Below are 24,699 nucleotides of genomic sequence, written 5' to 3'. Positions count from 1 at the left end.
GTTCGCCTCTTACTTGCGCTTGCGCCGTTGGACGATCATATTGTTCGTCCGCTTGTTGCGACGGGTCTTGTAACCCTTCGACGGAGTACCCCACGGGCTGACCGGCTCGCGAGCTTCACCAGTACGGCCCTCACCACCACCGTGCGGGTGGTCGATCGGGTTCATGGCGACACCACGGACCGTCGGGCGGATACCACGCCAACGCATGGCACCGGCCTTACCGATTTGGCGCAGGCTGTGTTCTTCGTTACCGACTTCACCGATGGTGGCGCGGCACTCGATGTGCACGCGGCGCACTTCACCAGAGCGCAGACGGACCTGGGCGTACGTGCCTTCGCGGGCCATCAGCACGGCGGAAGCGCCGGCCGAACGGACCATCTGAGCACCCTTGCCGGGGATCATCTCGATGCAGTGAATCGTCGTACCCACCGGGATGTTGCGGATCGGCAGCGTGTTGCCGGCGCGGATCGGGGCTTCGATGCCCGAGATCAGCGTGGCGCCCACTTCCAGGCCGCGCGGCGCGATGATGTAGCGGCGCTCGCCGTCGGCGTAGCACAGCAGGGCGATGTGAGCCGTGCGGTTGGGGTCATATTCCAGACGCTCAACCTTCGCAGGGATACCATCCTTGTTGCGACGGAAGTCGACAACGCGGTAGTGCTGCTTGTGGCCACCGCCACGATGACGAACCGTGATGTGACCGTTGTTGTTACGGCCCGAACCACGGGTCTTCTTTTCGAGCAGAGCAGCGTGAGGCGCGCCCTTGTGCAGCTTGGGGCTGACAACCTTCACCATGCCACGGCGGCCAGCCGAGGTCGGCTTAACTTTAACGAGGGCCATTTACTTCACCTCCGCAAAGTCGATTTCCTGGCCGTCCTTGAGCGAGACGTAGGCCTTGCGCTCATTGCGACGACGGCCAACGAAACGGCCAAAGCGCTTGACTTTGCCCTTACGGTTGAGGACCTGCACGGCTTCGACCTGCACCTTGAAGAGCAGTTCGACGGCAGCCTTGATCTCCGGCTTGGTAGCGTCGGCCACCACACGGAAAGCGATTTGCTGGTTCTTCTCGGCGACGAACGTGGCTTTTTCAGTCACGACCGGCGCGAGAATGACTTGCATCAAGCGTTCGGCGTTCATCCGAGCATCTCCTCGAGTTGCGCGATGGCCGGCTTGGTGATCAGCACTTTCTTGTAGTGGATCAGCGACAGCGGATCGGCATAGCGGGGCTCGACCACGGCAACGTGCGGCAGGTTGCGCGTGGCGAGGTAAACATTTTCATCCACCGTGTCGGTGATGATCAGCACGGAATCCAGGCCCAGGGTCTTCAGCTTGGCGGCGGCCAGCTTGGTCTTGGGCGACTCGAGCGAGAAGGTGTCAACCACGGCGATGCGGTCTTCACGAGCCAACTGCGACAGGATCGAACGGATCCCGGCACGGTACATCTTCTTGTTGACCTTCTGGCTGAAGTTTTCTTCAGGCGAATTCGGGAACGTGCGACCACCCCCACGCCACAGCGGCGACGAGGTCATACCGGCGCGAGCGCGGCCGGTACCCTTCTGGCGCCAGGGCTTCTTGGTGGAGTGCTTGACTTCAGCGCGGTCCTTCTGAGCGCGGTTGCCGCTGCGAGCGTTGGCCTGGAAGGCGACAACGATCTGGTGCACCAGCGCTTCGTTGAAGTCGCGGCCGAAGACGGTGTCGGGCGCGCTAAACGTGGCGGCCTGACCTTGGTCGTTCAGGAGCTTGAGATCCATTTACTTACGCCCCCTTCTTGGCCGGCGCCTTGACTGCCGGACGCACGATGACATCGCCACCAGCGTGGCCAGGGACAGCGCCCTTGACCATCAGCAGGCCGCGCTCAGCGTCGACGCGAACGACGTCGAGGTTCTGAACGGTACGGGTCACATCGCCCAGGTGGCCAGCCATGCGCTTGCCGGGGAAGATGCGGCCCGGATCCTGTGCTTGGCCGATGGAGCCAGGCACACGGTGCGAGCGCGAGTTACCGTGCGAGGCACGTTGCGAGCCGAAGTTGTGGCGCTTGATGGTACCGGCAAAGCCTTTACCGATCGTGGTGCCCGTGACGTCGACTTGTTGACCGGCTTCGAAGACGGATTCCACGGCGATGACCGAGCCAGCCGCGAATTCGGCGGCGCGGGCGGGGTCGAGGCGGAATTCCTTCAGGATGCTGCCGGCTTCAGCGCCAGCCTTGGCGAAGTGACCGGCCTCAGCCTTGGTCACGCGCGAGGCGCGGCGATTGCCATAAGTCACTTGGATGGCGGCGTAGCCGTCGGATTCCAGGGACTTGACTTGGGTCACGCGGTTGTTGGACACGTCCAGCACAGTGACCGGGATGGACTCGCCTTCCTCGGTAAAAATGCGGGTCATGCCGACCTTGCGACCCACCAGACCCAGCCGATGGGCGGCGGGCGTGGGCGTCGTATTCGACATTGTTTTCTCCATTCCCGACTGCGATTGGTCGGGGCTAATCAGGCAAAGGGTAACGGCCCTCACCCTACAGGACAAAGAACCAAGCATCGTTCGATGCCATAGTTTCTCTTGCCACAAAATGGCAAGCTTCGCATATTAGCACGTTTTTCGCAGCTGGCACAAGCACTTAGCCATTTCAGGCTCCAGTGTCTGACCCAGGCCACAGGCCAAAAATCGGGCCGGATGCTGGCCGGTCTGCAAAAACAAAATGGCCGCACTTCGGAAGAAGTGCGGCCATTTCTTGGGTCTCGCGCGAGGCGAAACCCTCAAGCCTTGCTTACTGCAGAGCGATCTCGACGTCGACGCCGGCCGGCAGGTCCAGACGCATCAGGGCGTCAACGGTCTTGTCGGTGGGATCCACGATGTCCATCAGACGCTGATGGGTGCGGATTTCGAACTGGTCGCGCGACGTCTTGTTGACGTGCGGCGAACGCAGCACGTCGTAGCGACGGATGCGCGTGGGCAGGGGAACCGGACCGCGGACGACAGCGCCGGTACGCTTGGCGGTGTCAACGATTTCCGCTGCGGACTGGTCGATCAGTTTGTAATCGAAAGCCTTCAGACGGATGCGGATCTTTTGGTTTTTCATGGCGTTTCCTAAAGAACGAAAAACGAAGGCGGCCGGCAAGCCTGACCGCCCCCTTGATGGGTATTACTTGAGGATCTTGGCGACGACGCCGGCGCCGACGGTACGACCGCCTTCACGGATGGCGAAACGCAGACCTTCTTCCATGGCGATCGGGGCCAGCAGCTTGACCGTCATCGTCACGTTGTCACCCGGCAGAACCATTTCCTTGTCCTGCGGCAGGTCGATCGTGCCCGTCACGTCCGTCGTGCGGAAGTAGAACTGCGGACGATAGCCGTTGAAGAACGGCGTATGACGGCCGCCTTCTTCCTTGGACAGAATGTACACCTCGGCCGTGAAGTCCGTGTGCGGCGTGATCGAACCCGGCTTGGCCAGCACCTGGCCACGCTCGACGTCTTCACGCTTGGTGCCGCGCAGCAGAATGCCCACGTTGTCGCCCGCTTGACCTTGGTCCAGCAGCTTGCGGAACATTTCCACGCCCGTGCAGGTCGTCTTCACCGTCGGCTTGATGCCCACGATTTCGATTTCTTCGCCAACCTTCACCACGCCACGCTCGATACGGCCAGTCACCACCGTGCCGCGACCCGAGATCGAGAACACGTCCTCGACCGGCATCAGGAAGGCGCCGTCAACCGCGCGCTCCGGCGTCGGAATGTACGTGTCCAGCGCCTGGGCCAGCGACAGAATCGCCTGCTCGCCCAGCTCGCCCTTGTCGCCCTCGAGCGCCAGCTTGGCCGAACCCTTGACGATCGGCGTGTCATCGCCCGGGAAGTCGTACTTGCTCAGCAGCTCGCGAACTTCCATCTCCACCAGCTCGAGCAGCTCGGCGTCGTCAACCATGTCAGCCTTGTTCAGGAAGACAATGATGTACGGCACGCCAACCTGGCGGCTCAGCAGAATGTGCTCGCGCGTCTGCGGCATCGGGCCGTCAGCGGCCGACACCACCAGGATCGCGCCGTCCATCTGCGCCGCGCCCGTGATCATGTTCTTCACGTAGTCAGCGTGGCCCGGGCAGTCAACGTGCGCGTAGTGGCGCGTCTCCGTCTCGTACTCAACGTGAGCCGTGTTGATCGTGATGCCGCGAGCCTTCTCTTCGGGCGCCGCGTCAATCTGGTCGTAGCCCTTGGCTTCGCCACCGAACTTCGTCGACAGCACCGTCGTGATCGCCGCCGTCAACGTCGTTTTGCCGTGGTCAACGTGACCAATCGTACCCACGTTCACGTGCGGCTTGGTACGTTCAAACTTGCCTTTTGCCATGATCTATATCCTTTAACTTTCAAGGAAACTTGGATATTTGCCGCGCCCCGGATCACGGGGTCGCGGCGACGGTTATTTACTTGGCCCGAGCGGCGATGACTTCGTCAGCGACGTTCTTGGGAGCCTCGGAGTAATGCTTGAATTCCATCGTGTACGTGGCACGACCTTGCGTCAGCGAACGCAGGTTGGTGGCGTAACCGAACATCTCGGCCAGGGGAACCTCGGCCTTGATGATCTTGCCGCCGCCGACCATGTCGTCCATGCCCTGGACCATGCCGCGACGCGAGGACAGATCGCCCATCACGGTGCCAGCGTAGTCTTCCGGCGTTTCGACTTCAACAGCCATCATCGGTTCGAGCAGGACCGGGCTGGCCTTGCGCATGCCTTCCTTGAAGGCCATCGAACCGGCCATCTTGAACGCATTTTCGTTCGAGTCCACGTCGTGGTACGAACCGAAGAACAGCGTGACCTTCACGTCCACGACCGGGTAGCCGGCCAGGATACCTGCGGGCAGGGTTTCCTGGATGCCCTTGTCCACCGCGGGGATGAATTCGCGAGGAACCACACCGCCCTTGATCGCGTCGACGAACTCGTAGCCGCCGCCGGGCTCCAGCGGTTCGACCTTGAGCACCACGTGACCGTATTGGCCACGACCGCCCGACTGCTTGACGAACTTGCCTTCGACTTCTTCGCAGACCTTGCGGATGGTTTCGCGGTAGGCCACCTGGGGCTTGCCGACGTTGGCTTCCACGCCGAATTCGCGCTTCATGCGGTCGACCAGGATTTCCAGGTGCAGCTCGCCCATGCCCGAGATGATGGTCTGGCCGGATTCTTCGTCGCTGCGCACGCGGAACGACGGATCTTCCTGAGCCAGGCGCGACAGGGCCAGGCCCATCTTTTCCTGGTCAGCCTTCGACTTGGGTTCAACGGCCTGCGAAATCACGGGCTCGGGGAACTCCATGCGCTCCAGCGTGACGTGGGAATCGACGTCGCACAGCGTTTCGCCGGTGGTCACGTCCTTCAGACCCACCACGGCGGCGATGTCGCCGGCGAGAACTTCCTTGATTTCTTCGCGGTTGTTCGCGTGCATCTGCAGAATGCGGCCGATACGTTCTTTCTTGCCCTTGATGGGGTTGTAGACCGTGTCGCCCGACTTCAGCACGCCCGAGTAGACGCGCACGAAGGTCAGCTGGCCGACGAAGGGATCGCTCATCAGCTTGAACGCCAGCGCCGAGAACTTCTCGTTGTCGTTGGCGTTGCGCTTGACTTCGTTGCCGTCATCGTCGGTGCCTTCGACCGGCGGAATGTCGACCGGCGAGGGCAGGTAGTCGATGACCGCGTCGAGCATGCGCTGCACGCCCTTGTTCTTGAAGGCGGTGCCGCACAGCATCGGCTGGATTTCGCCAGCGATGGTGCGTTGACGGATGGCCAAGTTGATCTCGGCTTCGTCCAGCGAACCGGTTTCGAGGTACTTGTTCATCAGTTCCTCGGACGATTCGGCGGCGGCTTCGACCAGCTTTTCGCGCCATTCTTCAGCGGAGGCTTGCAGTTCGGCCGGGATGTCGGCGTAGTCGAACTTGGTGCCTTGGCTGGCTTCGTCCCAAATGATGGACTTCATCTTGACCAGATCGATCACGCCGGTGAACGTGTCTTCGGCGCCGATGGGGATCACGATGGGCACGGGATTGGCGCGCAGGCGGGTGCGCAGCTGCTCGTAGACCTTGAAGAAGTTGGCGCCGGTACGGTCCATCTTGTTCACGAAGGCCAGACGCGGCACGCCGTACTTGTTGGCTTGGCGCCAAACGGTTTCCGACTGCGGCTGCACGCCACCCACGGCGCAATACACCATGCAGGCACCGTCCAGGACGCGCATGGAACGCTCCACCTCGATGGTGAAGTCCACGTGTCCCGGGGTGTCGATGATGTTGATGCGGTGTTCGGGATAGTTGCCGGCCATGCCGCGCCAAAACGCCGTCGTAGCCGCCGACGTAATGGTGATGCCACGCTCTTGCTCTTGTTCCATCCAGTCCATGGTGGCGGCGCCATCATGCACTTCGCCAATCTTGTGATTGACGCCGGTGTAGAACAGGATGCGTTCGGTCGTGGTGGTCTTCCCTGCATCGATGTGCGCAGAGATACCAATGTTGCGATAGCGCTCGATCGGGGTTTTGCGGGCCATGGTGGGTTAATCCTTAAATTACCAGCGGAAATGGCTGAAGGCCTTGTTGGCTTCGGCCATCTTGTGCGTGTCTTCGCGCTTCTTCATTGCGGCGCCACGACCTTCGGAGGCGTCGATCAGTTCGCCAGCCAGACGCAGATCCATCGACTTTTCGCCACGCTTCTTGGCGGCTTCACGGAGCCAACGCATAGCCAGGGCCAGGCGGCGCACGGGGCGCACTTCAACCGGCACTTGGTAGTTGGCACCGCCCACGCGGCGGCTCTTGACTTCGACGATCGGCTTGATGTTGTTGATGGCCAGCGTAAACACTTCGATCGGCTCTTTGCCGGTCTTGGCCTGGACCTGAGCCAGGGCACCGTAGACGATACGCTCGGCGACGGCCTTCTTGCCGTCCAGCATCACAACGTTCATGAACTTGGCGAGCTCGACGCTGCCGAACTTGGGATCGGGCAGGATCTCGCGCTTGGGTACTTCGCGACGACGGGGCATTTTTGCTTCCTTGTGTCTGTTCAGTTGAACCGCGCTTTCGCACGGCCATGGTCATCCATCCAGAATGACCCCTTACGTGCTGCACACTATTCCAGCGTTCACTGGCGCAGCTGCACACTTTCCGGGCTGCGGGACATCCCGCGACCGGGGTACTGCGTATAAGGCTTAGGCCTTCTTCGGGCGCTTGGCACCGTACTTCGAGCGGGCTTGCTTACGGTCCTTGACGCCTTGCAGGTCAAGGGAGCCGCGCACGATGTGATAACGCACACCGGGCAAGTCCTTCACACGACCGCCACGCACCAGGACGACCGAGTGCTCTTGCAGGTTGTGGCCTTCGCCGCCGATGTACGAAATGACTTCGTAACCGTTGGTCAGACGCACCTTGGCAACCTTACGCAGAGCGGAGTTCGGCTTCTTGGGGGTGGTGGTGTAGACACGGGTGCAAACGCCGCGACGCTGGGGGCAATTCTCCAGCGCGGGGCTCTTGCTCTTGATGATGCTGACTTCGCGCGGCTTGCGCACGAGTTGGCTAATGGTAGGCATGACCTTTGAAATCCCTTTTACGTACCACTGGTAAGTACTTACGTACTATGTCCTCCGGACGCCTGATGCTTAGACGCCTGGCGGAGGCAGTTTGCGCAAAACCGCCTCTGACGTGGGTGACGTAAAAGAGCGGGTCTTGCAGACAAGCGCGCAAAGTGTGAGAGATGCCTGTTTCACTGCTATTACCCACACAGGCATCGCTGCGCCGGAACCATCTACGATGGCCTGGCGGGCGGCCCCCTGCTGTGGGTGGTTGCGGACAACACTGCCTGAACTCGTGACGCATCCGGCAGTCTTGCTCAATCCGCAGCACCTGTACTTTGCGCGCATAAAGCAGTAAGCCCTTTAGCTTAACTTAGTTATCCACCGCTGTCAAAGGTCCTGCGCAAAAAATGCGCGTAGGCGTTGGCAAGGGCGTCCCCTTTTATTGGGGACGCGCCCTGAGTCAAGTGTGGGCGAACAGGTAGCCGCTGCCGTAGACCGTGCGGATGGGCAGGATGAGGCCGGCCAATTCGGCCTTGCGGCGCAGGCGGCTGATCACGACGTCGATGCTGCGCGCCCCCGTCATGCGGGCGTTGGCGCCGTCGGCGCTGAGTTCATCGGCCAGCGCGCCGCGGCTGACGGCGCGGCCTTCGGCCTGCAGCAGCGCCCGCACGATCAGCCTTTCGTTGGTCGAAAGCGACAGCGTGGCGCCCGTGGGCGCGGCCAGGGTCCAATCCTGGTCGCGCAGCTCCCATTTGCCGGAGGCCATCAATTCCATGCCGACGTCCTCGACAGGCTCGTCCTGCCAGACCGGCAGGCGGCGGGCCAGCGCCAGAAGCACGCAGGCCAGTTCACGGTCGTCGACCGGTTCGGCCAAGGCGGCGTCGGCGCCGCTTTGCAGGCAGCGCAGGCGCATTTCGACCGGCATGTCCTCGCCCTTGACGATGACTCCCAGTTCCGAGGATCCGCGCAAACGCGCGATCAGGGCGAAACCCAGTTCGCCCAATGTACTCACATCAAGCACGACAATGTCGTAGTGCTCTTCGTTAAGCATGCCGAAGAGTTCCAGCGGCGTGGAACAACCCTTTGTGGAGATGCCAGCTTGCAGCAGCACCGAAATGGTCCGAGCGCGGCTGGCTGAATCCGGCACCATGATTAAAGTGCTCAATTGCTTCATGACCAGGCCCTATCTCACCGTTAGGTGGTTACGCACCCCGGGTATGCGAAACACAGACCTTGATGCGATTGGAGATAGTGTGACGCTCTATTGCGCAAAGCCGTGAGTCAAACTTCGTCAATTTTGCAATGATTGACAGTGTTATTTCATCGCGCTTTTCGGCAATGTAGACAAGATATGACAAAGGTTATGATGAAGGGGTAAGAGGAGTCGCTGCGCGACGGTTTTCTCAGGCCGGTAATAACTGGCCCCAACCTTTAAGAAACACGGCCCATGAGAATCGCCTCATTAGAAGATGACCTGGACCAGGCCCGGCAAATACAGCAATTGCTGCAGCATGCCGGGTATGAGTGCAGCAGTTTTCAACAGAGCCAGGATTTATTGGCGGCGCTGCGCAATGAAACCTTTGACTTGATTCTTGTCGATTGGCAGCTGCCCGACATGGACGGCGACGAGGTTGTTCGATATTTGCGTTCGCGCTACGGCATGGGCCTGCCGATTATTTTCGTGACCAGCCGCGACCAGGAAGAAGACCTGGTGCAGGGATTGCAGGCCGGCGCCGACGACTACATCGTCAAACCCCTGCGCCCGGCCGAGCTGCTGGCCCGTGTTTCCGCCTTATTGCGCCGCACGCAGCCCGCCGCGCAGGACAGTCCGCCTTTTGACGTGGGCCCTTACCACGTCGACCCGGCGCGCCGGATCATCGAATTGCACGGTGAGCCGGTCACCCTGGCGCCCAAAGAATATGAACTGGCGCTGCTGTTCCTGCGCAATATCGGCCGCCTGCTGTCGCGCGACCTGCTGGCCGAGACCGTGTGGAATCGGGAAATTCCACCGACCTCGCGCACGCTGGATACCCATCTGTCCAATGTGCGCCAGAAACTGCAGCTGCGCCCCCAGAACGGCCTGCGCCTGACCTCCTCCTACGCGCTCGGCTATCGCCTGGAAGCGGTGACCGAACCGTCCAATTAATGACAAGCGCGGGAAACACCGCGCGCGCATCTACACACAGGAGCGTCGCTATGAACCGGAGTATCCGGTATGCGTCCCTGGCGCTGAGCATTGCCCTGGCCGCTGGCGCGGTCCAGGCTCAGCCTGCGGGCACATTGAACGAAGACTTCATTTATCGCGTGCGTCCGGGCGATACCCTGATCGGCCTGGCCACGACCTATACCGGCAAAGAAAGCAATTGGCCGGCGTTGCAGCAGCTGAACAAGATCGCCGACACCCTGGCCCTGCCGGTCGCGATGGAGCTGCGCATTCCCCTGGCGATGATCCCCGAAGTGCCGGGCGCGGCCCAGATCGTCAGCGTGGCGGGCAGCGCCAGCGTCAACGGGCAGCAGGCCAGCCCGGGCAGCCCGCTGCCCGAAGGCGGCGTACTGTCGACCGGCGCCGGCGGCTTCGTCACGGTGCGCCTGTCGGACAACAGCGAGATCACCCTGCCGCCCAACAGCACCGTGCAGCTTCAGCGCCTGCGCCGCTTCGAGCGTGTGCCGATCACCGACACCGTGGTCTCGGTGGAGGAAGGGTCGATGGAATCCCGGGTCGCGCCGGAAGGCGCGGGCGTGGGCCGCTTCGAGATCCGCGCCCCCGTGGCTGTCACGGGCGTGCGCGGCACGCGCTTTCGCGTCGAGGCCCGCCGCGACGGGGCCAGCCAGGCCGTGCTGGAAGGCAATGTGCGGGTGCAGGCCCATGCGCGCGGCCAGGCGCCGGCGCAAGTGACCACCGTGCGCCAGGGCCAGGGCGCCCGCGTCAGCGGCGACGGCAGCCTGCTTGGCGTGCAGCCCCTGCTGGCCGCGCCCGTGCTGGAGACGCCGCAACGCAACGGCGGCAGCTGGACCAGCCGTATTGCGCCCGTGCCCGGCGCGCAGGCCTACAACGTGCAGGTCTCACGCGATGCCCAAGGCATGCACGTGGTCTCGGCCCAGCGATTCACGGCGCCGGATATCCGCTTTACCGCTCCGGGCCCCGGCACCTATTATGTGAACGTCAGCGCCGTGGACCAGACCGGCCTGGCGGGCTATGAGACACGCCAGCCGTTTGAAGGCGCCCTGGCATTATTGAGCAGCGACGGCCAGGCCGTGGCCAACGGCACTGGAGGCCTGATCACCTTGCAAGACTACTGACGAGCCACGCAATGCCAGCGGATCGACGCGCGCTCACTCCCCGCTCGGGTTTCCTCCTTACGGCGCTGCTGACCTTGCTGGCCGCGCTGCTGGGCGCCTTTACGGGCCTGGGCCGCGCCGACCAGACGCTTTATGACCGCGCCCTGTCATTGATCAGCCGGCCTGCCCAGGCCAATATCGTGCTGGTCACGATCGACGACGACAGCATCGCCATGCTGGGCCGGTGGCCCTGGAAACGCCAGGTCCACGCGGCCTTGATCGACAAACTGCACGAGGCGCGCGCGGTCGGGCTGGACCTGATTTTTTCCGAGGCCGACCAGACCGACCCGGCCGCCGACGCCGCCCTGGCGCGCGCGATGCGCGCCCATGGCAAAGTGGTGCTGCCCATCGTCCTGGACAAACTGGACGCGCCCGCGGGCTACCAGCCCCCCATCCCCATGCTGGCCCAGGCGGCCGCCGACATGGGCTTTATCAACATCCCGGTCGACGCCGACGGCGTGGTGCGCCATACGGCCTGGCAGCGCAACGTCGACGGCCACCGCTGGACGCATTTTTCGCTCGCTTTGCTGCGCGCCGGCGGCCAGGCCGAACAGGCCCGGCGCTTCGCCGCCGGTATCGAGGATGACAGCGAGGCCCTGATCCCCTTCGCCGGACCGCCGGGCCACTATGCCATGGTGCGTTACCTGGATGTCCTGGAAGGCCGCGTCCCGCCCAGCCGGTTCCGGGACAAATACGTCATTGTCGGCGCCTGGGCGACCGGCATGACCGATACCTTCCCCACGCCGGTGTCGCACCGCGCCAACGGCACGGCGGGCATGGAGATATTGGCCAATCTTCTACAGGCGGCCAACGAGGACCGCTCCTTGCGCACCGCCTCGTCCTGGGAGAACGCGCTGGCCACCGCGCTGCCCGTGCTGCTGCTCTGCCTGGTGATGCGCCATGGTTCGCCCAAGCTGTCGCTGGCCCTCAATGGCGTGCTGCTGGTGCTCATCCTGCCCGGCGCGGCGCTGATGCTGCGCTACGGCCAGATTTGGTTTCCGCCCTCGGCCGCGCTGTTCAGCCTGGCGCTTTGCTATCCGATCTGGAGCTGGCGCAGCCAGGAAGCGGTGTTGCGCTATATGGATGATGAACTCAAGCGCCTGCGCAAGGACTATGCGCCGGTGCTCGACCGGCGCCCGGCTTCGCTGCTGCTGGGCCACCGCTCGGTCGAGGACAGGCTGGGACAGTTCCGCCGGGCGCTGGCCCTGGTGCGCAACCTGCGCCAGTTCCTGACGGACGGCCTGAACGGCCTGCCCGACGCCACGCTGGTGTTCGACCAGGAAGGACGCCTGCAATTCCGCAATCGCGCCGCCGCGCAATTCTTCAGGCAGCTCAAGCGGCGCGCGCCGCATGCGGGACAGCGGTTGGATGAAATCCTGACACCCCTGCTGCCCTCGGACGCCACGCGCGAGCGCATTGCCGCCTCCATGCAGGAAGCCGCCGCCAAACCGCCGCGCTCGGGCTGGAGCGCCGATGTCGAGGCGCGCGTGCACGGTTCGCGGGACGTGATCTTCAAGTGCGCCCCCATTCATTCAGGCGAAGGCGAATTCGTCGGCACCATCCTGACGCTGAGCGATATCAGCGACATCCGGCATGCCGAACGCCAGCGCGAGGAGACGCTGCGCTTTATTTCGCATGACATGCGCGCGCCGCAGAATTCCATCCTGGCCCTGGTGGCCATGCACGAGCACGATCCGGCGGACCAGGACCAGGCCGAGACCCTGCAGCGCATCGCGCAGCTGTCGCGGCGCACGTTGCATTTGGTCGAGGGCTTCGTGCAGCTGACCCGCGCTGAATCCATGAAGATCCATCCGGTGCCGCTGGACCTGGCCGAACTCTTGCGCGAAGTCTGCGATGATTTCTGGGCGCCTTCCCAGGCCCGCGGCATCACCATCGAGCTGCGGGAGCCGCAGGCGCCGGCCTTCGTGATGGGAGACCAGACCCTGTTGCGGCGCGCCTTGTCCAACCTCCTGGACAACGCCATCAAGTACAGCCCCGGGGATAGCCGCATCCATTGCGATATCCAGCGCGACGGCACGCAATGGGTGCTCAGCATTGCCGACCAGGGGCCGGGCATCGCCGCAGACCAGCTGGAACAAGTCTTCCAGCCCTTTACGCGCGCGGCTTCGGCGGTGCAGGCCGATGCCGGCGGCGCCGGCCTGGGGCTGGCTTTTGTGCGCGCCGTGGCCCAACGGCATCACGGCCAGGCCGATGTGCGCAGCACGCCGGGCCAGGGCTCGACCTTCATGCTGCGCCTGCCCTGCCAGCCCGCCTGAGCCGCTTACCGAAAGGTGTGGCCGATCGCGGCCGGACGGCCGGCCTTGACCTCCAGCGTCGTCTGATAGGCCGGCAGATCCGCATTACGCACCACCACGCGGTATTTGCCGGGCGCCAGCTTGAGTTCGCGCAGCGGCGGCGAGATGCCGCGGTTCACGCCATTGACCCAGACCTCGCCCCAGGGCTGGATATGGACGGCCACGGCGACACGCGCCACGGCGGCGCTAGGCGGCTGCAGCAACTCGCCGGGCGAGGCGGTGGCCGTGGGCGGTTCGGCCTGTTCGCTCGCCGCGGGCGCGGCGGGGGGTTGTGGCGCGGCGGCCGGCGCAGGAGGCGGCTCGACCGTTTCGACGGGCTGCGGCTTAGGCGCGGGAGCCTGCGCAATATGCACCAGCTGGGACCCGGCGATCACCGGCGAGGCCGTGCTGGACAGGCGCTCCCACCAGTAGACACCCACGCCGGCCGCGGCCAGCAGCAGCACTCCGGCCAGCAGAATGCGGCGCGTATAAGAGGTTGCCGGATGCACCGGCACATACTCGGCGCGCGGCATGGGGGTATGCAATTCGATGGGCGGAATGGTGGCCAGTTCGGTGTTGTCCACGGCCGGCGCGAACGCCAGGCTGTCGGCGAAATCGGATACCGATTGCGGCCTGTCCGCCGGACGCAGCGCCAGGCCGGCATCGATGGCCCGCAGGAAGTCGGCGTCATAGCGCTTGAGACCGCGTTGGGCCAGGGGCAGGTAGCCGTCGTGCTCGATGCGCTCCATGGCCGGCGGCGGCAGGTCCCCTGTGACCAGGGAATGCGCCACGGCGCTCAGGCTATAGATATCGCTCCAGGGGCCGCGCGGCCATTGGGCCGACTGCAGATAAAACTCATAGGGCGCGAAGCCCGCCGCGGTCGTGGGCGCCGCGCCTTCGCTTTGGCGCGGCTGGGTGTCGACCGCCATCAGGTGGGCCCTGCCATTTTCATCCAGGCCGACCGAGGCAGTCGTGATATCGCCGCAAATACGGCCTCTGTCGTGCAAAGCCTGCAGGGGCGCGAATAGTTCGCCCAGCAGCCGCTTGATGCGGGCCTCGGGAACACCTCCGCCTGCCGTGGCGGCAATGGCATTCAGTGGCCTGTGGGCCAACGGGGCAGCGCCGGCAAACGGACTGCGCGATATTGATGGACCGGCTGGTAAAGACATTTCAATCAAATATGCGCGGCGAAAACTGCCCGCGGCCACTACTTGTCCTGAAAGATTTCCGCACGGAAATCACACACGAGATTGTCGACAATTGGGTATTATGCCACCCAGATCGCACTCCTTTGCAGGAGTCCGAGGCCAAGCATAAACTACCTCGTACCCTGATCGAGATTCCAGTTGAAACGTATAAACATCCAACTGTTTCCGCTTGGCATGCTCGTCCTGTCTTGCGGCCTGGCCGCCTGCACCGGGCCGAGAACCGCCGCCGAGCTGCCGCCCACCCCCGCCGCGCAACAGGCGCTGGAGCGGGTGCAAACCGACTACCAGGCCGGCCGGTATGGCGACGTCATCCGCTATGTCGCCAGGTCGGATGACCTGGCCAGCGCTCCGGCCAGCGTGAAGATACCGGCTCTCAAGCTGCAGGCCTTCAGTTATTGCGTGAGCAATTATCCCCAACTGTGCCAGGATGCTTTTGCCCGCATTCTCGATCTCGACCCCGGCTTCGAATTGACGCCCGCCGAAATTGGCCACCCCATTTGGGGACCGGCCTATAAGCGCGCCAAACAAGCGAGCTGATCCCGCCTTCGGCGGCCAAGCTAAAAAAGCCAGCCGTCAGGGCTGGCTTTTTTGCATGGCGCTCGCTGTCCGCAAAAGAAAACTGCCGGCACAAGGCCGGCAGTTTCCCGTTGGCAGGCGACGGCTTATTCGGCCGGCGTCTCGTCGTCGGACGACAGCGGACCATCCGAATCGATGCCAGCCGAAACCGGCACGTCTTCGAAGGGGTTGGCCTGCTGGCGGGCGGCTTCGCGTTCGGCCGCTTCCAGCGCCTCCTTGTCCTTGCGGGCAAGGTGGTAGGCCAGACCGGTACCGGCCGGGATCAGACGGCCCACGATGACGTTTTCCTTCAGGCCACGCAGGTCGTCGCGCTTGCCCATGATGGCCGCTTCGGTCAGCACGCGGGTCGTTTCCTGGAACGAGGCCGCGGAGATGAAGGAGTCCGTGGACAGCGAGGCCTTCGTGATACCCAGCAGAACGTTGTCGTAATGCGCCGGACGCTTCTCTTCGGCGACCACGCGGTCGTTCTCGTTGAGCAGCTCGGAACGCTCGACCTGTTCGCCCGGGATGAAGGAGGTATCGCCCGGATCGGTGATGTTCACACGGCGCAGCATCTGACGAACAATCACTTCGATGTGCTTGTCGTTGATCTTCACGCCCTGCAGACGGTAGACGTCCTGCACCTCATCGACGATGTAGGTCGCCAGCTTTTCGATACCCTGCAGACGCAGGATGTCGTGCGGGTCGGCCGGACCGTCGACGATCATTTCGCCCTTGTTGACCACTTGGCCGTCGTGCACCAGAACCTGCTTTTCCTTCGGAATCAGGAACTCGTGGCTCACGCCTTCCAGGTCGGTGATGACCAGGCGCTGCTTGCCCTTGGTGTCCTTGCCGAACGAAACCGTGCCGGTGACTTCGGCCAGCATGCCGGCGTCCTTGGGCGAACGGGCTTCGAACAGTTCGGCCACGCGCGGCAGACCGCCGGTAATGTCGCGGGTCTTTTGCGATTCTTGCGGAATACGCGCCAGGACCTCGCCGACCGCCACCTGCTGGCCATCACGCACCGTGATCAGCGCGCCAACCGGGAAGGAGATGTTCACCGCATGGTCGGTGCCCGCGATGCGCACATCTTCGCCGTTTTCGTTGACCAGCTTGATCTGCGGACGCATGACGGTCTTGCCGCCGCGCGTCTTGGGCGTGATCACGACCAGCGTGGACAGGCCGGTGACTTCGTCGACCTGCTTGGCCACGGTCACGCCCTCTTCGATGTTCTCGAAGCGCACGGCGCCGCCGTATTCGGACACGATCGGACGGGTCAGCGGATCCCAGGTCGCCAGACGGGTGCCGGCCTTGACGGCTTCGCCGTCGCCCACCAGCACGGTCGCGCCGTAGGGGATCTTGTGGCGTTCGCGCTCGCGGCCGTTGTCGTCGTAGATGGCCAATTCGCCGGAACGCGAGATCGCCACGCGCTCGCCCTTGGCGTTGGTCACGTAACGCATCGTGCTGGCAAAGCCCACCGTACCGTTGGACTTGGTTTCCACGGCGCTGGCCAGGGCCGAACGCGAGGCCGCGCCACCGATGTGGAAGGTACGCATCGTAAGCTGCGTGCCCGGTTCACCGATGGACTGGGCGGCGATGACGCCGACGGCTTCACCGACGTTGACGTGCGAACCGCGGCCCAGGTCGCGGCCATAGCAGTGCGCGCACAGGCCATGACGGGTTTCGCAGGTCAGCGGCGTGCGGACCTTGACTTCGTCCACGCCCAGGCGATCGATCAGGTCGACCAGATCTTCGTCCAGCAGCGTGCCGGCGGTGATCGCGGTTTCCTGGGTATCAGGGTTGACGATGTCGATGGCGGCCACGCGGCCGAGGATACGGTCGCGCAGCGGTTCGATGACTTCGCCGCCTTCGACCAGGGCCTTCATCGAGTAGCCATGCGAGGTGCCGCAATCCACTTCGGTGATGACCAGATCCTGCGTCACGTCGACCAGACGGCGGGTCAGGTAACCCGAGTTGGCGGTCTTCAGTGCCGTATCGGCCAGACCCTTACGCGCGCCGTGCGTCGAGATGAAGTACTGGAGTACGTTCAAGCCTTCGCGGAAGTTGGCGGTAATGGGCGTTTCGATAATGGAGCCGTCCGGCTTGGCCATCAGGCCGCGCATACCGGCCAGCTGGCGGATCTGGGCGGCCGAACCGCGGGCGCCCGAGTCAGCCATCATGTAGATGGAGTTGAACGATTCCTGGCGCACTTCTTCGCCATGACGGTTCACGACCGGCTCGGTGGCCAGTTGTTCCATCATCGCCTTGCCGACCTTGTCGCCCGCCTTGCCCCAGATGTCCACAACGTTGTTGTAGCGCTCTTGCGAGGTGACCAGACCCGACGAGTACTGCTTGTCGATTTCCTTCACTTCGCGGCTGGCTTCGGCCAGGATGACTTCCTTGGCCTTGGGGATCAGCATGTCTTCCATGGCGATGGAAATACCACCGCGGGTCGCCAGGCGGAAACCGGATTGCATCAGCTTGTCGGCGAAGATCACCGTGTCGCGCAGGCCGCAACGGCGGAACGACTGGTTGATCAGGCGCGAGATTTCTTTCTTCTTCAGGGCCTTGTTCAGGACCGTGAAGGGCAGGCCGCGCGGCAGGATCTCGGACAGCAAGGCACGGCCGACCGTCGTCTCGTGACGGCGGATGACGGGCTGCCATTCGCCCTGCTCGTCGCGCTCGTGCTCCTTCAGGCGCACGGTGATGCGGGTCTGCAGCTCGACTTCGCCGTTGTCATAGGCGCGCTGGACTTCGGCCACGTCGGCGAAGAAGATGCCTTCGCCGCGGCCGTTGATGCGCTCGCGGGTCGTGTAATACAGACCCAGCACGATATCCTGCGACGGCACGATGGACGGTTCGCCGTTGGCCGGGAACAGCACGTTGTTCGAGGCCAACATCAGCGTGCGCGCCTCGAGCTGGGCTTCCAGCGAGAGCGGCACGTGCACGGCCATCTGGTCACCGTCGAAGTCGGCGTTGAACGCGGCGCAAACCAGCGGATGCAGCTGGATGGCCTTGCCTTCGATCAGGACCGGCTCGAAAGCCTGGATGCCCAGGCGGTGCAGCGTCGGCGCGCGGTTGAGCATGACCGGATGCTCGCGGATCACCTCTTCGAGGATGTCCCACACCACCGGTTCCTGGCTCTCAACCAGCTTCTTGGCCGCCTTGATGGTCGTGGCCAGACCCATCATCTCCAGACGATTGAAGATGAAGGGCTTGAAGAGCTCCAGCGCCATCAGCTTGGGCAGGCCGCACTGATGCAGCTTGAGCTGCGGACCCACCACGATGACCGAACGGCCCGAGTAGTCCACGCGCTTGCCCAGCAGGTTCTGGCGGAAACGGCCGCTCTTGCCCTTGATCATGTCGGCCAGGGACTTGAGCTGGCGCTTGTTGGCGCCGGTCATGGCCTTGCCGCGACGACCGTTGTCCAGCAGCGAGTCGACGGCTTCCTGCAGCATGCGCTTTTCGTTGCGCAGGATGATCTCGGGCGCCTTCAGTTCGAGCAGGCGCTTGAGGCGGTTGTTGCGGTTGATGACGCGACGATAGAGATCGTTCAGGTCGGAGGTCGCGAAGCGGCCGCCATCCAGCGGCACCAGCGGACGCAGGTCCGGCGGCAGCACGGGCAGCACTTCCATGACCATCCAGTCAGGCTTGATGCCCGACTTCTGGAAGCCTTCGAGCACCTTCAGGCGCTTGGAGATCTTCTTGATCTTGGCTTCGGAGCTGGTGGCCTTGAGTTCGCCGCGCAGCGTCTCGACTTCGCGGTCGATGTCGATCGTGCGCAGCAGCTCGCGCACGGCTTCGGCGCCCATCAGGGCACGGAAGTCGTCGCCGTATTCTTCGGTCTTGGCCAGGAAATCGTCGTCCGACATGATCTGGCCGCGCTTGAGCGGCGTCATGCCGGGTTCGATCACGCACCAGGCTTCGAAGTAGAGCACGCGCTCAATGTCGCGCAGCGTCATGTCGAGCACCATGCCCAGGCGCGACGGCAGGCTCTTGAGGAACCAGATGTGCGCAACCGGGCTGGCCAGCTCGATGTGGCCCATGCGTTCACGGCGAACCTTGGCGACGGTGACTTCGACGCCGCATTTTTCGCAGATCACGCCGCGGTGCTTCAGGCGCTTGTACTTGCCGCACAAGCACTCGTAGTCCTTGATCGGGCCAAAGATCTTGGCGCAGAACAAACCATCGCGCTCAGGCTTGAAGGTACGGTAGTTGATCGTCTCGGGCTTGCGGACTTCGCCGTAGGACCACGAACGGATCTTCTCCGGCGAGGCGATGCCGATCTTGATGGCATCGAATTGCTCGTCTTGCGAGACTTGCTTGAAGAGATCGAGTAGCGCTTTCATTAGTTACGCTCCAAATCCATGTCCAGGGCCAGCGAGCGGATTTCCTTGACCAGCACGTTGAACGATTCCGGCATGCCGGCGTCGATGACGTGATCGCCCTTGACGATGTTTTCGTAAACCTTGGTGCGGCCGGTGATGTCATCGGACTTCACCGTCAGCATTTCTTGCAGGGTGTAGGAAGCGCCATATGCCTCCAGCGCCCACACTTCCATTTCACCGAAGCGCTGGCCACCGAACTGCGCCTTGCCGCCCAGCGGCTGCTGGGTCACCAGGGAGTACGGACCGGTCGAACGGGCGTGCATCTTGTCGTCGACCAAGTGGTGCAGCTTCAGGTAGTGCATGTAGCCGATGGTGACCGGGCGCTCGAATTTCTCGCCGGTGCGGCCGTCGAACAGCCATGCCTGGGCGCGCGAGGGCGTCAGTTGCATACGCTTGGCGACTTCGTCCGGATAGGCCAGTTCGAGCATCATGCCGATTTCTTCTTCGGTCGCGCCGTCGAACACCGGAGTCGCGAACGGCACACCCTTCTTCAGGTTGCTGGCCAATTCGATGACTTCGTCGTCCGACAGCTCATTGATGCGCGCGCCGGTGCCGGTCGTGTTGTAGACCTGCTCCAGGTAGGCACGGATGCTCTTGACCTGGGCGGTGCGCTCGTCCTGCAGCAGATCGGCGATGCGCTGGCCCACGCCCTTGGCGGCCCAGCCCAGGTGAACTTCCAGCACCTGGCCGACGTTCATCCGGGACGGCACGCCCAGCGGGTTGAGCACGATGTCCACGGTCGTGCCATCCGCCATGTGCGGCATGTCTTCGACCGGGGTGATGCGCGAGACCACGCCCTTGTTGCCGTGACGGCCGGCCATCTTGTCGCCAGGCTGCAGACGACGCTTCACGGCCAGGTAGACCTTGATCATCTTCAGCACGCCCGGGGGCAGCTCGTCGCCCTGCGTGAGCTTCTTGCGCTTTTCTTCGAAGGCGAGATCGAACTGGTGGCGCTTCTGCTCCAGCGATTCCTTGGCCTGCTCCAGGATGACGGCGTGCGGCTCGTCGGCCAGACGGATGTCAAACCATTGCCAGCGGTCCAGGTCGGCCAGGTAGGCCTTGGTGACCGTGGCGCCCTTGGCCAGCTTGCGCGGGCCGCCGTTGACGGTCTTGCCCACCAGCAGCTTCTCGATACGGTCGAACTGGTCGTTCTCGACGATGCGCAGCTGGTCGTTCAGGTCCTGGCGGTAGCGGCGCAGTTCATCGTCGATGATGGACTGGGCGCGCTTGTCGCGCACGATGCCTTCGCGGGTGAAGACCTGCACGTCGATGACGGTCCCGGTCATGCCCGAGGGCACGCGCAGCGAGGTGTCCTTAACGTCGGAGGCCTTTTCGCCGAAGATGGCGCGCAGCAGCTTCTCTTCCGGGGTCAGCTGGGTCTCGCCCTTGGGCGTGACCTTGCCCACCAGCACGTCGTCGGCGCTGACTTCGGCGCCGATGTAGACGATGCCGGACTCATCCAGGCGGTTGAGCTGGGTTTCGGCGAGGTTGCTGATATCGCGCGTGATTTCTTCAGGTCCGAGCTTGGTATCGCGAGCGACCACGGTCAGCTCTTCGATGTGGACCGAGGTGTAGCGGTCATCCGCCACGACACGTTCGGAGATCAGGATCGAGTCTTCGAAGTTGTAGCCGTTCCAGGGCATGAAGGCGATCAGCATGTTCTGGCCCAGGGCGAGTTCGCCCAGGTCCGTCGATGCGCCGTCAGCCAGCACGTCACCCTTGGCGACACGATCGCCACGCTTGACGATGGGACGCTGGTTGATGTTCGTGTTCTGGTTGGAACGGGTGTACTTGATGAGGTTGTAGATATCCACACCCACTTCGCCCGCGACGTTTTCTTCGTCGTTGACGCGGATCACCACACGCTCGGCGTCGACGTGGTCGACCAGGCCGCCGCGCAGCGCCTGCACGGTCGTGCCCGAGTCCACCGCGACGGTGCGCTCGATACCGGTGCCGACCAGCGGCTTTTCCGGACGCAGGCAAGGCACGGCCTGGCGCTGCATGTTGGCGCCCATCAGTGCGCGGTTGGCGTCATCGTGCTCCAGGAAGGGAATCAGCGAGGCCGCGACCGACACGATCTGCGACGGCGCCACGTCCATGTAGTGCACGTTGGCCGGCGAGGTGAGCATGGTTTCGCCCGCTTCGCGGCAGGCGACCAGGTCGTCGACGAAACGGCCTTCGGCGTCCAGCGCGGCGTTGGCCTGCGCGATCACGTAGTGGCTTTCTTCGATAGCCGACAGATAGTCGATCTGGTCGCTGACCTTGCCGTCGATGATCTTGCGGTACGGCGTCTCCAGGAAGCCATACTCGTTCAGGCGCGCATACAGCGCCATCGAGTTGATCAGACCGATGTTCGGGCCTTCCGGCGTTTCGATCGGGCAGACGCGGCCATAGTGGGTCGGGTGCACGTCGCGGACTTCGAAGCCGGCGCGCTCGCGGGTCAGACCGCCAGGGCCCAGGGCGGAAACACGGCGCTTGTGCGTGATTTCCGACAGCGGGTTGGTCTGGTCCATGAACTGGGACAGCTGGCTCGAACCGAAGAACTCCTTGATGGCGGCCGAGATCGGCTTGGAGTTGATCAGGTCATGCGGCATGAGATTTTCGGTCTCGGCCTGGCCCAGGCGTTCCTTGACGGCGCGCTCGACACGCACCAGGCCGGCGCGGAACTGGTTCTCGGCCAGTTCGCCGACACAGCGCACGCGGCGGTTGCCCAGGTGATCGATATCGTCGATCTGGCCACGGCCGTTGCGCAGCTCGACCAGCACCTTGATGGTTTCAAGGATGTCTTCGTTGGTCAGCGTCATCGGGCCGTTGGCGTCGTCGCCACGACCCAGACGGCTGTTGACCTTCATGCGGCCCACGCGCGACAGATCGTAGGTTTCTTCGCTGTAGAACAGACGCTGGAACAAGGCCTCGACGGCTTCTTCGGTCGGCGGCTCGCCGGGGCGCATCATGCGATAGATGGCCACGCGGGCAGCGGTCTGGTCGGCCGTTTCATCGGTGCGCAGCGTCTGCGAGATGTAGGGACCGCGATCCAGGTCGTTGGTGTACAGGGCCTGCAGGTCCAGGACCTTGGCGGCGCGCATGGCGGCCAGCACGCTTTCGGTGATTTCGTCGTTGGCGTGCGCGATGACCTCGCCGGTATCGGCGTCGACGACGTTCTTGGCAAGCACGCGGCCGTAGAGGAACTCTTCGGGCACGGAGATGCGCTGGATGCCGCCGTTGGCGAGATCACGCAGGTGCTTGGCGTTGATGCGCTTGTCCTTCTCGACGATCACCTTGCCGGAACGGTCGCTGATGTCGAAACGGGCCATTTCGCCCTTCCAACGCTCAGGCACGAATTCCATCATGGCGCCTTCGCTCTTCAGCTCGAAATTATCGAAGTCGAAGAAATGGGCCAGGATGGATTCCGGGGTCATGCCGATGGCCTTCAGCAGGATCGTCACGGGCATCTTGCGGCGACGGTCCACACGGAAGAACAGCACGTCCTTGGGATCGAATTCAAAGTCCAGCCAGGATCCGCGATAGGGGATCACGCGGGCCGAGAACAGCAGCTTGCCCGAGCTGTGGGTCTTGCCGCGGTCGTGTTCGAAGAACACGCCGGGCGAGCGGTGCAGCTGGGACACGATGACACGCTCGGTGCCGTTGATCACGAAGGAACCGGTGCTGGTCATGAGCGGAATTTCGCCCATGTAGACTTCCTGTTCCTTCACTTCCTTGATGGTGGGCTTGCTGACTTCGCGGTCCAGCAGCACCAGGCGGACCTTGGCGCGCAGTGGCGAGGCATAGGTCAGGCCACGTTGCTGACATTCCTTGACATCGAACACCGGTTCGCCCAGCGCGTAGCTGACGAACTCCAAGCGCGCCATACCGTTGTGGCTAACGATCGGGAAAATCGACGAAAACGCCGCCTGCAGGCCTTCATTGACCCGTTCCGCCGTGGCGGTCTCGGCTTGCAGGAAAGTTAGGTAGGATTGAAGTTGCGTCGCGAGAAGAAAAGGAACGTTTTGAACGTCTTCACGCTTGGCGAAACTTTTGCGGATGCGCTTTTTTTCGGTGTACGAGTAAGGCATGAGCACTCCGACTCGAGGTTGCATGGGCCGTCAACCACGGCCCCAGGTGATACGACTCCAGGAAACACCCCTAAAACTACTGCCATCAGGAGGGGTTTCCTGGAAACGCAAAAGCCCGGGGACGGCATACTGCGCTGTCCCCGGGCAGATGACGCAAAGGTTTACTTGACTTCGACCTTGGCGCCAGCTTCTTCCAGCTTCTTCTTGGCGGCTTCGGCGTCAGCCTTGGCCAGACCTTCCTTGACGGGCTTCGGAGCGCCGTCGACCAGGTCCTTGGCTTCCTTCAGGCCCAGACCGGTCAGCTCGCGCACGGCCTTGATCACGGACACCTTGTTGGCGCCGGCTTCAGCCAGCACAACGGTGAACTCGGTCTGCTCTTCAGCAGCGGCGGCGGCGCCACCGGCGGCCGGAGCGGCCACGGCCACAGCGGCGGCAGCAGCCGACACGCCGAACTTCTCTTCCATTTCCTTGATCAGCTCGGACAGTTCGAGCACGGTCATGCCAGCGATGGCGTCAAGGATTTCAGCTTTGCTAAGTGCCATTTTCTTTAGAACTCCAAAATTGGGTAATGCCAGGGTTGGGTGTCGCTTTGTCGTTCAGCGAGGATCCGCAAACCGCGCCTGATATCAGGCGGCGGCCTTCTGGTCGCGCACGGCGGCGAGGCCACGGGCGAACTTGGTCGGAACTTCGTTGAGCGTACGCACGAATTGCGCGATCGGGGCTTGCATGGTGCCCAGCAGTTTCGAGAGCAGCTCTTCGCGCGAGGGCATCGTGGCCAAAGCCTTGACGCCATCTTGGCTCAGCAAGTTGTTGGGCAGAGCGCCCGCCTTGATGACCAGCTTGTCGTTGCTCTTAGCGAAACCGGCGAGAACCTTGGCCGCCGCGACCGGGTCGTTGCTGATACCGTAGATCAGCGGACCGGTCAGTTGCTCGGACAACGGCTCGAAAGCCGTGCCGGCAACCGCACGACGGGCCAGCGAGTTCTTCAGAACACGCAGGTAAACGCCCGATTCACGCGCAGTTTTGCGCAGTACGGTGACAGAGGCGACGTCCAGACCACGGTACTCGGCGATAACAATCGATTGGGCCTTGGCGACTTGCGCCGAGACTTCCTCGATTACCACCGCTTTCTCTTGGCGATTGAGACTCACGGTTTGAACACTCCATCAAAAGACGCCTGGGGCCTGAGCCTTGCGCGTCAACCGAATGCGGCGCCTGGTTGAGTTCTTCGGGTAAAGAATTCTTCCTGGGGACGCCGTCTACGCTGGATCCGGCCTATGAGAGCTCCGGGATTAAGCCGTCCGTCCAGTGCTTGCGACGGA

19 protein-coding genes are annotated in these 24,699 nt (G+C 63.1%); 4 read left to right on the top strand and 15 right to left on the bottom strand.

All coding sequences use genetic code 11. From position 1 onward, the window contains the following. Positions 1-9: 9 nt before the first annotated feature. The 10 genes from rplB to L540_RS06655 form a co-directional block, all read right to left on the bottom strand. Positions 10-837 carry a 50S ribosomal protein L2 gene (gene rplB / locus L540_RS06700; RefSeq protein WP_029579985.1) on the bottom strand — a complete coding sequence of 276 codons (828 nt, stop codon included), beginning with the start codon at positions 835-837 and terminating at the stop codon, positions 10-12. Beyond that, on the bottom strand, positions 838-1,134 hold the full coding sequence (rplW, locus tag L540_RS06695; protein ID WP_005017278.1) for a 50S ribosomal protein L23: 297 nt from the start codon (positions 1,132-1,134) through the stop codon (positions 838-840). It lies immediately after the preceding gene. Further along, complete coding sequence (gene rplD, locus L540_RS06690) at positions 1,131-1,748, bottom strand: 50S ribosomal protein L4 (RefSeq protein ID WP_029579986.1); 618 nt, start codon at positions 1,746-1,748, stop codon at positions 1,131-1,133. Before rplD ends, rplW begins: the two co-directional genes overlap by 4 nt. Before the next feature lie 4 nt (positions 1,749-1,752). Further along, entirely contained in the window at positions 1,753-2,442 is a 690-nt protein-coding gene (gene rplC / locus L540_RS06685; protein WP_032955622.1) for a 50S ribosomal protein L3, read from the bottom strand. A 316-nt stretch (positions 2,443-2,758) separates the two neighbouring features. Next, positions 2,759-3,070: a 30S ribosomal protein S10 gene (gene rpsJ / locus L540_RS06680; protein ID WP_003806903.1), complete on the bottom strand. Its 312-nt coding sequence runs from the start codon at positions 3,068-3,070 to the stop codon at positions 2,759-2,761. 63 nt (positions 3,071-3,133) lie between these two features. After that, the gene (gene tuf, locus L540_RS06675) at positions 3,134-4,324 is read right to left on the bottom strand and encodes an elongation factor Tu (RefSeq protein WP_043207328.1); all 1,191 of its coding nucleotides are present in this window, start codon (positions 4,322-4,324) and stop codon (positions 3,134-3,136) included. Positions 4,325-4,400: 76 nt separating this feature from the next. Next, the gene (gene fusA, locus L540_RS06670; protein ID WP_043207330.1) at positions 4,401-6,503 is read right to left on the bottom strand and encodes an elongation factor G; all 2,103 of its coding nucleotides are present in this window, start codon (positions 6,501-6,503) and stop codon (positions 4,401-4,403) included. A gap of 18 nt (positions 6,504-6,521) precedes the next feature. Next, on the bottom strand, positions 6,522-6,992 hold the full coding sequence (gene rpsG / locus L540_RS06665) for a 30S ribosomal protein S7 (RefSeq protein ID WP_029577156.1): 471 nt from the start codon (positions 6,990-6,992) through the stop codon (positions 6,522-6,524). A 165-nt stretch (positions 6,993-7,157) separates the two neighbouring features. Next, positions 7,158-7,535, bottom strand: a complete 378-nt coding sequence (gene rpsL, locus L540_RS06660) for a 30S ribosomal protein S12 (RefSeq protein ID WP_005017264.1) — start codon at positions 7,533-7,535, stop codon at positions 7,158-7,160. 445 nt (positions 7,536-7,980) lie between these two features. Continuing rightward, the gene (locus L540_RS06655; RefSeq protein WP_231584744.1) at positions 7,981-8,670 is read right to left on the bottom strand and encodes a response regulator transcription factor; all 690 of its coding nucleotides are present in this window, start codon (positions 8,668-8,670) and stop codon (positions 7,981-7,983) included. Positions 8,671-8,967: 297 nt separating this feature from the next. On the opposite strand from L540_RS06655, the gene L540_RS06650 reads away from it, so the two are divergent. The 3 genes from L540_RS06650 to L540_RS06640 are packed head-to-tail and all read left to right on the top strand — an operon-like array spanning position 8,968 to position 13,135. After that, positions 8,968-9,666: a response regulator transcription factor gene (locus L540_RS06650; RefSeq protein ID WP_043207335.1), complete on the top strand. Its 699-nt coding sequence runs from the start codon at positions 8,968-8,970 to the stop codon at positions 9,664-9,666. Positions 9,667-9,716: 50 nt separating this feature from the next. Further along, positions 9,717-10,820 carry a FecR family protein gene (locus L540_RS06645; protein WP_043207337.1) on the top strand — a complete coding sequence of 368 codons (1,104 nt, stop codon included), beginning with the start codon at positions 9,717-9,719 and terminating at the stop codon, positions 10,818-10,820. A gap of 11 nt (positions 10,821-10,831) precedes the next feature. Beyond that, a complete protein-coding gene (locus L540_RS06640; RefSeq protein WP_043207339.1) occupies positions 10,832-13,135 on the top strand; it encodes a CHASE2 domain-containing protein in 2,304 nt (767 codons plus the stop codon). A 5-nt stretch (positions 13,136-13,140) separates the two neighbouring features. On the opposite strand, the gene L540_RS06635 is transcribed toward L540_RS06640, so the two are convergent. After that, complete coding sequence (locus L540_RS06635; protein ID WP_043207405.1) at positions 13,141-14,322, bottom strand: membrane protein; 1,182 nt, start codon at positions 14,320-14,322, stop codon at positions 13,141-13,143. A gap of 213 nt (positions 14,323-14,535) precedes the next feature. Between L540_RS06635 and L540_RS06630 the strand changes: the two genes are divergently transcribed. Beyond that, positions 14,536-14,898, top strand: a complete 363-nt coding sequence (locus L540_RS06630) for a TssQ family T6SS-associated lipoprotein (RefSeq protein WP_180961716.1) — start codon at positions 14,536-14,538, stop codon at positions 14,896-14,898. A 125-nt stretch (positions 14,899-15,023) separates the two neighbouring features. On the opposite strand, the gene rpoC is transcribed toward L540_RS06630, so the two are convergent. The 4 genes from rpoC to rplJ form a co-directional block, all read right to left on the bottom strand. Further along, entirely contained in the window at positions 15,024-19,265 is a 4,242-nt protein-coding gene (gene rpoC / locus L540_RS06625) for a DNA-directed RNA polymerase subunit beta' (protein WP_043207343.1), read from the bottom strand. Then, entirely contained in the window at positions 19,265-23,377 is a 4,113-nt protein-coding gene (rpoB, locus tag L540_RS06620; protein WP_043207345.1) for a DNA-directed RNA polymerase subunit beta, read from the bottom strand. The genes rpoC and rpoB overlap by 1 nt, the downstream gene beginning before the upstream one ends. A gap of 161 nt (positions 23,378-23,538) precedes the next feature. Continuing rightward, complete coding sequence (gene rplL, locus L540_RS06615; protein WP_029577164.1) at positions 23,539-23,919, bottom strand: 50S ribosomal protein L7/L12; 381 nt, start codon at positions 23,917-23,919, stop codon at positions 23,539-23,541. Between the two features lie 84 nt (positions 23,920-24,003). Beyond that, the gene (gene rplJ / locus L540_RS06610; protein ID WP_029577165.1) at positions 24,004-24,528 is read right to left on the bottom strand and encodes a 50S ribosomal protein L10; all 525 of its coding nucleotides are present in this window, start codon (positions 24,526-24,528) and stop codon (positions 24,004-24,006) included. Between the last annotated feature and the right edge of the window lie 171 nt (positions 24,529-24,699).

The organism is Bordetella pseudohinzii (assembly GCF_000657795.2).
Lineage (GTDB): Bacteria > Pseudomonadota > Gammaproteobacteria > Burkholderiales > Burkholderiaceae_B > Bordetella > Bordetella pseudohinzii.
The sequence above is the reverse complement of the archived record's forward strand: the minus strand, read 5'-3'. Positions and strand labels throughout refer to the sequence as shown.